The organism is Shewanella sp. 10N.7, assembly GCF_020806285.1.
GTDB classification, from domain to species: Bacteria; Pseudomonadota; Gammaproteobacteria; order Enterobacterales; family Shewanellaceae; genus Shewanella; species Shewanella electrodiphila.
The window spans coordinates 39678-49049 of record NZ_JAJGZS010000034.1 but is presented as its reverse complement, the minus strand read 5'-3'; the positions used below and the strand labels follow the sequence as shown (position 1 = coordinate 49049).

Annotated in this window: 3 protein-coding genes; all 3 read right to left on the bottom strand. The window is 43.1% G+C overall.

Features of this window, described 5'->3' with window-relative positions; all coding sequences use genetic code 11:
* Positions 1–482 precede the first annotated feature (482 nt).
* The 3 genes from LMH66_RS18095 to LMH66_RS18085 all read right to left on the bottom strand — a co-directional run bounded on the left by LMH66_RS18095 (position 483) and on the right by LMH66_RS18085 (position 9335).
* Positions 483–2984: an alpha/beta hydrolase family protein gene (locus LMH66_RS18095; RefSeq protein WP_229372112.1), complete on the bottom strand. Its 2502-nt coding sequence runs from the start codon at positions 2982–2984 to the stop codon at positions 483–485.
* A gap of 269 nt (positions 2985–3253) precedes the next feature.
* On the bottom strand, positions 3254–5335 hold the full coding sequence (locus LMH66_RS18090) for a winged helix-turn-helix domain-containing protein (RefSeq protein ID WP_229372110.1): 2082 nt from the start codon (positions 5333–5335) through the stop codon (positions 3254–3256).
* Between the two features lie 352 nt (positions 5336–5687).
* Positions 5688–9335, bottom strand: coding sequence for a S8 family serine peptidase (locus tag LMH66_RS18085; RefSeq protein WP_229372108.1), 3648 nt, complete (start codon positions 9333–9335; stop codon positions 5688–5690).
* Positions 9336–9372 lie beyond the last annotated feature (37 nt).

Sequence of the window (9372 nt, the reverse complement as noted above, 5' to 3'; positions counted from 1 at the left end):
CTGGATGATTCTCCGTTGGAAATTTTGCTGTTTAAATTTCGCCGGAGCTGCGGGGCCTAATTCTTTAATAAAGAGTATAGAGGGAGTCGCAGTTTACTCCCTTTTAGTCTGGTGTGGGCGAAGCGCCACTACTTTGATTTAGACGTTAACTTAGACTTTGTTTTAGGTTTTTATTCAAATATATAAATCATTAGCTGACTATAGCTGCTAAAAAATCTTGGGGCATAAATGTTTTACGGCAACCAATTTTATATTTCATATAAATTGGCTCTGTTACTGAGAATAATCACTTTAATCTAATTCACTGTCAGCCTCTCATTCAGCACCTCATTCAGAGTCAGTGAAAATGAGCCATGTCATGGAGGTTGCAGTTGCGCTTACACTGGATGACTTTATCCATGGCAATTAAATGAAATAAAAAAGCCCTGTTGTTGCAGGGCTAGTTAACATGAAATGCTGTTATGACTGATTTAGTCTGCGGCTTATTTTACCGAACTCGTGTCAGCAGTTTCTTTTTCAGCAACGTCTTTGTTTGCAGAAGCTGTATCAGGATAAAGTGTGTTCCACCATTGTGGTTCATCTTTTAGGTGTAAATCGAACCATGCCAATGTGGCATCCCACCAGTCAAAGCGTGCTTGGCGGCCATTAATGTGATGGTCTTGCCCATTGAACTCAATCAGTTCAACTGGCTTATCCAGCATCTTAAGGGCCGTGTACATGTAGTGGCTTTCACCTACTGGCACATTGGTATCGGCATTACCGTGAAGCAGTAACATCGGTGTATTGATTTTATCTGCATGATACAGCGGGCTGTGGTCGACGTATAAATCGCGATTATTCCACGGGAAGCTGCCTTTACTGGCTACGCCTGAGTAGCCGTAACCCCACCAACCGTGGCCCCAATAGGCCGATAAGTTACTGATCCCTGCGTGAGCCATAGAAGCTGCAAAAATGTCAGTTTTAGTGGCTAAATACATGGTCATAAAGCCGCCGTAAGAGGCGCCCATGTTACCTACGCGTTTAGGGTCAACAAAGGTGTGCTCTTTCAAGAAAGCTTGCGTACCTTCGATAATATCGTCAGCGCTGTAATCTCCCCAAGCGTTAACGTGACGCCCACTGAATGCTTGACCATATCCCGTTGCGCCGTTTGGTTGTAGTACATATACCACGTAACCTTTTGCAGCCCAGAGGTTAAATGGCCAGCGTCCAGTGAAGTTACGGGTTACAGGTGAGGTGCCACCGTAGTAATACACTAATGCTGGGTATTGCTTGTTAGCATCAAAATCGACAGGTAAATACACGCGGCCGTCGATGTTGTGTCCATGCTTGTTGGTGAAATCAAAATCTTCAATTTTACCTAAGCGGGTATCGGCATAACTGGCAGCTTTGCTATCAAACAGTAGCGATTTTTTACCTGACTTCATAAAGTAGGCTTTTTGCGGCACTGTTGCAGAGGTGCCTGCATAAGCGATGACTGGTTTTGATAGGTCACTGGCCACACTGTAGCGGTTAACCATGTCCATGCCAGCACTAATTTTACTGAAGCGTTTTTTGCTTAAATCAAACAAATACAGCTGGCCACGATCGCCTTCACCAACGCGCAATACTAAGTCGTCATTACTGAGTTTTGCTGCGCCGCCAATGGCTGGGTCAAAGTCTTTACTCAGTGCAATGACCTTACCGTTAGCGTCACGCCAGTAAAGTTGACCGTCATAGTTATTAACCACCACTTTGGGGTCCTGAACGCCTAAGCCATTCATAAAGTCTGGCCCTGCCATGATGTACATACCGTCATCGGTATAAGTGGCAGAATTAAAGGTGCGGTACTCGCCAATCTGGGTTTCAGTTAAGTCAGCAAGATTAAGCTCAACTAGCTGAGTCAGGCCGTGAGCGGGTTGTTTATAATCCACTGGGTGGCGGGTAAGTAGTAAGGTGTTGTTGTCGATGTGGGTATCGACTAGGTTGCTACTGAGCTCGCCATCAGTCAGTTGGCGGATAAAGCCTGAATCTTTGTCTAATAAGTAAATCTGGCTGTTATTGCGCCAGTAACTCCACCTATCCTCTAGAGCTTTGAAGCGTTTGTTAGTGGCTTTTTCGTCTGCTTTGAACGGCTTTTGCCAGCTGAATAATACATTGTCGCCATACCAATGCAGGTTAGAGACGTTTTCCATATCAGTCGCTGCGATATCAATACTGATGTCTGACACTGTCAGCAATTGAATTTGATTATCAGCAACATATGCTAACTGCTTGCTGTTGTTTGACCAGGCTGCACTTGCTGGTGCGCTGTCTTGCCAGCGATAAATCACTTCTTTATCTGAAGTGTTAATTAACTCTGTTACCGCAACAGGTTTGTTGTCATTGTTGGCTGGATAATGACTTTTGGTTTGCAGTAAATATTTACCATTTGGCGATAAGTTAAGGCTAGTAATGACTTCAGAGTCAAATAACTGCTCAGCCGATACCCGTTGGGTTTTGGTTTGGCTAAAGCTTGGCGCATCAATATCGGTTTTACCTTGCCAGTCTAGACTGAAATCGGTTTCAGCATCGTTGCCATCGGCAATAATAAGGACTTGATGATCGCCACTTGGCAGTTTAAGTTTTGCTTCATTCGCAGCATTAAATAAAGTGCCGTTAAGGTAAATTTTCGGTGCATTTAGGCCATTGACCGTTAACGTTCCTTGGGTAAAGCGATCCACACTTAACTGCACTTTATAACCTAACCAGCCTTTGTCTGCCGCCGCAGTTGCTGATTGCCATTGGTAGTCTTGGCCAAATATGCGGATGTCGTTATTATCTTGTGCCAGCGCTGTGGCGAGGTTAGCGGTTAACGCATCACTATGACTACCTGCAGATAAGGTTTGTGAAGTGATAGAGGCGACTGGGCCAATTTGTTGAATGTTGTTTCTGTCAATGTCTGCGCTTTGGCTAAAGCCTGAAAACGCCAAAGCGATACTGGCACAAGCCAGAGAAAGTGCTTTCATGGGGCATCCTTGTTGTTATTGATTCTTTGCTTGATTTTTTCTTTGTTTTTTATTTTGCTTTTTATTTTGTTCTAAACCCAATATTTAACCTCACAGTGTGTCAAATCTGTTGTGAAAATGCACTGGGTTTGAGGCGAAAAAGGTTATTGAATTGCAAAAGAATATGTCAGTAATGAATTGAAATTATGCAAGCCATCAACCTGATAGAAATGGGTTAACCATCGGCTCAACTATTAGTCTCAACTATCTGTTTAAATTGGGGGAGTGGATTAGTGCAGCGGTATGCGATAAATATCAGCGTCATTAATCCCTTGCATGCTCACTATGATGGTATCGTCGCTTGCTGCTGCAATACTGCGTTCATTACGAATGCTCATGGCGGGCAATTTAAACGCTATCTCGCTTTCACCATTGGTTGTTAAGCGTTTTATAAAATCATTTTCGTCACTGCGTTCAAGATAATACAGCCCATTATTTTGGAAGAAAAAGCTGCCCCAATCTTTGGCTCTTAATGTGTTATTCACCTTGATTGGCTGGCTTGAGCCTGCTGCTAAGTAATAAATGCCAGCGACATTGTCTAAGGTGTAATACATGCCTTGATTATTATCTTCAACGGCATACTTAATGTTGTCATTGAGGATGAGTTTTACCTGTTCACTGCCTAAGTCATACTGATAAAACCCCCATTGCTCATCAATGAGTGCAGAGTAATAAACGCGACTGCCATCAACCGAGAAAGAAGCGTAACGAACGTTACCTGTCACTTGTGGAATTTTCACTAAGCTTTGGCTGGCGGTATCGCCTAAATACAGTTCGTTGTAATCCAAGCCTTTGGTTCTGATCGGGGCGACATACAAGCTGCTGGTGGGAGAGGTCGCTGGGATGCTCACCATGCCGATGTTGTCGGTCAGCATGGTGTTATGATTGTTTTCTTTGAGCCATAACTCCCAGTCTCCGGAGCGATTTGATAGAAAAATGAGTCCACCTGTTTTAGCAAAGTATTGGCCGTATAAGTCCCGTGATGATGAAATGAGCTGTTTGACGATACTGCCGTCAGTCAATGAGCGCTGGGTAATGAATTCTTGGGAAATATGCCGCGAATAATACAAGTCATTGGTGGCTTCACTGATAGCAATGCTACTAATGGTTTCGTCTTGATGAAAACTCGATAGCGTTTGACTGTCGAAGTCGTATCTCTGAATGATAAATGCCGCTTCTCTTAATGCAGTAAAATACAATAAATTGCTGTTGTGATCCCAATCTAAGCCAATGACTAAGGTTTCATTATCTGCAATGACCTCAGTTGTATTGGTGCTAAGAGTATGGAGCATGACTTTGGCTATCATATTTTCTTGTGATCGCATGATGGCTAATTGACTTGAGTCAGCTGACCAAGTCACCATCAAATCGTGTTCACCGGCAATAGGCGAGGTGATCGCCGTGACGGTGTTGTCGCTGAAGCGGTATTGATGAATGACTGAACGATCTTCTTTTGCTTTTGAATATGCTAAATATTTGCCGTTGGGCGACCATTCAAGGCTGTGTAAATAGCCTTTACTTATACACCCTGAATCTAATTGTTTATCTTGGTTGGTAATTAAATCCCGTACATGTATGAAGCACTGATTATCTGCAGTATGGCGCATGTATGCCAATGAGTGTCCATCAGGCGACCAAGTCGGTACGCCTTCAGTGTCTTTACTCATCGAAATTTGCCTCAATGGCGCTTTATCATCATCAAGATCTTTAATATACAAGTGGCCCTTTGCATTGGCTTTACGCCATTGAAATGCCATAAAGCGTCCGTCTGGCGAAATCGCTGCGCGCTCTTCCACTCCTTCAAAGTTGGTAATGCGCTGTGGCGTGATAGACGTGTTTATCGTATTTGGTTGGGTCAGTTTATCAGCTGATTGCACCGCAAATAAGCCTATTGCGGCTAGCATTAACACGGTAACAGCGATGAAAACATTTTTTTTATGTTCGACGGTTTCGCGAATAATATTGCTATTCGTTTTAACGATAGGGGTGGGCTGTATTAATAACTGATAACCGACTTTTGTGACGGTTTTAAAATAATGTTCAGGCTGTTGCCCAAGCTCTGAAAAGGACTTTCTCAGCTGCCAAATTGCATTTCCAGTGCCTCGTTTTCCGACTTCAATATTCCCCTGCCATACCTGTTCAATCGCTTGTTCTTTAGTGACAGTTTGTTCTGGATGCAAGATCAGTAACTTCAAAAATTCGAATACTTTTGCAGGTAGCGCAACCGTATTGTCATTTGAAGTGATGGTCATGTCATAACAGTTGATAGTGCATTGACCAATTTGATATCGCTGATAAGGAAGAGAAATCATGAATGCAGCATAAACTCCTGAGTGTTTTCTAATTATTATTATGTTCAGAGGATTATTTTGTCATAGCGTCTGAAAATGAAGTTTTATTTGATTTTCATTTAGTCGTCATATTTGAACGATGCGTTTTACGCATTGCTTAATAACCATGAGTAACATAACCGATCTATTAATTTTTGAAACAAACAGTGCGTTTTGAAATGTTAAGGTTTAATTTTGAAGATGAGCATTATTTAATAATTACATGGACTTAATAGTTATTGCACAGATGTTGAATTATTGTTTCATTTTGTATCGGGGGGAATAAAAAAGCGCCATAAGGCGCTTTTTATTCATATTGAATGATTGCTTAAGGCTACTTTTGTCTGCGACGCAAACCAAGTAACGCTAATAAACTCAAACTTAAGAAACCTAAGCTACCACCATCGTCATCTGATTCTGGCTCTGGCGCAGCTTCCACAACAGGGGCATTAATCGTCATGGTAAAGCTTGCTTCAGTCTTATTAACGGTATCGTCAGCGGTGACAACAACCTCATAAGCACCCGCGGCGGCAGTACCTGAAATCATACCTGTCTTGCTATCAATGCTGATACCTTCTGGTAAGCCTGTTGCACTGAATGTTAAGGCATCACCTTCAGCATCAGTAAAGTACATCGACGCATCAATTTCAGCAGCTTGTTGGTCATCTAATGTCACCTCAGGCATCGCTTCATTCAGTACAGGAGCAATATCATTAACGTTATTGATATTGATGGTTACTTTAGACACTGCAGTATAGCTTTGACCTTGCTTACCAATCACTTCCAGCTCATAACTCATGTTACCAGCGTCATAATCAATGGCCGCAGGGTTATTTATCACGATATCGCCTGTGTTAGTCACAGTGAATGGATCCCCAGGAATCGCTTTAGCCAAAGAAAGAGAGTAAGGAGACCATTCAGCTTCAAAGTTACCGTTGGCAAAGAAACTTTCAGCATCAAGCTCAATTGTAGCTACCACGCTACCCATATCTGCATCTTCGTTAATGCTGTGCATTTGACCGTCTTTAGGATGAGGAATAAAGGCATAGTTGCCTTGGCCAGAAGGTACTGCCATTGCCCAGTTATCTTCAAGGCTCATTAATAGCATGCCAGGGTTATCACAACCAACACTGCCAAAACCAAAGGTAAAGCTACAGGTGCTTGCCACACCGAGCTCAATACTTTCACCGGAGGCTAATGTTTCCATTGGGCTGTATTGTTTGGTTTCGCCTTCTTCCACAGGACGAGATAATAGAGGCAGGGCTCCTCCATTAGATTCGACTTCAATTATCTCACCTGTCATCCAATCAAATACTTCAGATGTTACAGTTTTACCGTATTTCACCGGGTTGAACATGATGATAGGTTCACCTAGTTCGTCTGCAGCGTCACGGTCAGTACCAAATATCCAACCCTGATTTTGATCAAAGTCTTCAATGCTAGCCATGTTTTCGCCGTGATAAAGCTCTTCCATACAGTATTGCGCCACAAAGTTTTGTCCATGGCCGGTAAAATAAGTCGGAAGGGTCGATTTAGTGTAACGACCATAATGATCTGTCCAGTCATACTCTTTTTTGTAATCAATATACCAAGATTGTGGCTGACCATTTTCATCGACTTCAATAAATCCGCTCATGGCTGCTTGGGTCGCTTCATCCCACATATATGGATCGCCAGTGACTGCTTGATCTAAGCCTTGGTCTAGTACAAATTGCTCTTGGTAAGCACTCCAAAACACCATCGCAGCGCCCGCTTTATCAAAGTGGTTTGCCATGCCGACATCGTTAGGTTTAAAAAACTGACCAGCCACAACTAGCTTTTTACCTGATGAACACATGGCTTCATCGTAAACACCACCGGCTACTGTTTTTAATATGTTGCCTTGGGTATTCTCTTTACCAACGGGGAGCTGGGTTCTATTGAACATAGCTGGGAATACAGCATATGTGCTCTCAGTCGTGCTGGCATTAGTAAATTGTTGAACATGTGCTCCAGCATCTGCGCTGAATTTTGCTGTTAATTCAGTACCGTAGTGCTCTTCAAAGGTATTAAAGTCTCGAGTGATTTTGCTGCCATTACGAGGCTTTGCTAACCAGTTCATCGCAATGGTTGGAGTCTCTTCAGCAGTTAATTGTAATTGACCCGAAAGCTCAACCGCTTGCCAGTTTTCAATGGTTAAGTCTGAACCCATTTTCATTGGCCAGTTTTCAAGTTGGTCAAAATTAACCACCATGGTCACTGGGAATACAACAGTTTGACCTGCTGGTACGCTGATGGTTGAAGGGTATTCCCATGTTAGAGCAGGAGTGCCACTTTTCTCGATGCTATTTAAAGCAACATCATAGGTTACTGTTTCTTCGGACAGGTTTTTCAGCTGCACTTCTTTCATGAAGCGCTGTGTTCCAGTACCTTCTTGGAATCCGAAGTTTAAGTTTGGTTGATAACTGCCTTTTTCCCATGCGACAGCGCTAGACATTAAGGCTGCATCCATATCTTCAACGCCGCTACCAATCAGAGTGATTTCACCCTGTTTGCTATTGAGATCCATCACTTCGTTGTTAGCAGTGTTCATCAATAGTGCTTTGACTTCGGTCATTGATAATTCAGGACGTTTTGACTTTAACACTGCCGCTGCTGCTGCAACGCGTGCCACTGCCATTACCGTGTGAGATGTGGTGTCCATTTCATCACCACCACCGACGACGGCAACATCAATATTTTCAGCGTAACTGACCATGTCAGGTTTGGTATAATTTGTTGCGCCACGTACGGGGCCGTATGGTGTTTTATCTGTCACCATCATGCTGTCTTCAGTATCAGCTTTGATGCCACCCACGGTTAATGCACTAGGCGCAGCGCCACGCCATGTCATATTGAAGTTATTGTCGTACCACTCTCCGCCGTTACCTGCATTAACCACGACTAAACTGCCTAATGCAGAAGCCATTTGGATGGCATAGGCTTCGATAATTGAGCTAGAAACCCCATTGTCATGTTCGGCGTAAAAGGCATTACCACCCAGTGCATCAACAACAATAATGTCTGCTCTATCATCAAAACTGCCATCTTGGTTTGGATCTAAAGCGTATTCTAATGCCATCATAAAGCTGCTTGAGCTTTCTGCCGCAAGGCTATATCCATAGCCGTATGGGTCTGACACGTTAGAGGTTTTATAAGCTGCAATTTTTGCAGCTGGTGCTAAGGCATGTACCACACTTGCTAGACGTGTGCCGTGGCCCGTATTGTGAGTTGCACCATCATAATCACGTGTAAAATAAACATTTTGATCAATTGGGTTTGGATCAACTCCCCAGCCTGCATCACTGGCTAAATCCATTCCTTCAACGACGACCTCTGTTGGAAAACCATCAAAAGCATTGATCGAGTTTTCCATGGCTTCAGCGTAAGCTTCAACGCTGCCATCACCACCTAGCCCAGTGTGTGTGTAATCCACACCACTACCAATAATAGCGACTTTAATGCCTTCGCCAGCTGTTATGTCATCTGATAATGCAGGTGCTTTAATTGAATCAGTTGCTTGTTTTGCAGTATTGGCTGTTTTAAGGGCATTGCGAGGAACTTGAATAGGAGAAGCTGCGACGACAACCGCTTGAACACCTGGCATTTTTTTGATTGTTTCGATGTAGCTGGTGTCTGCCTGAACTCGAATAAAGTTACTGACAAGCTTGGAGCCTGGTAGGGTTTTGATGTTGCCATCAAGGGCTTTTATGTCGTTAATGATTGCTTGTTGATTGGTTTCGATTTGCTGTAAAGATGCAGCAAACTTTTGCTTGTTGTTAATAGTTGCCTTAGTCAATGAACCCTGCTCTGACAGATAAACAAATAGAGTGGCGTTTTGGGTTTGCGCTACAGAACTTGAAAATGCAGATAAGGTATCTGTTTGTGTGGCGGCATAGACTGCAGTAGGTGCTAATGCTGCTAGCGCGATACAGCTTGCGAGTTTTGACTTCTTAAATGACATAGGGTTTCCCTTCAAAGTTAACGTTTAATCGTTTTAT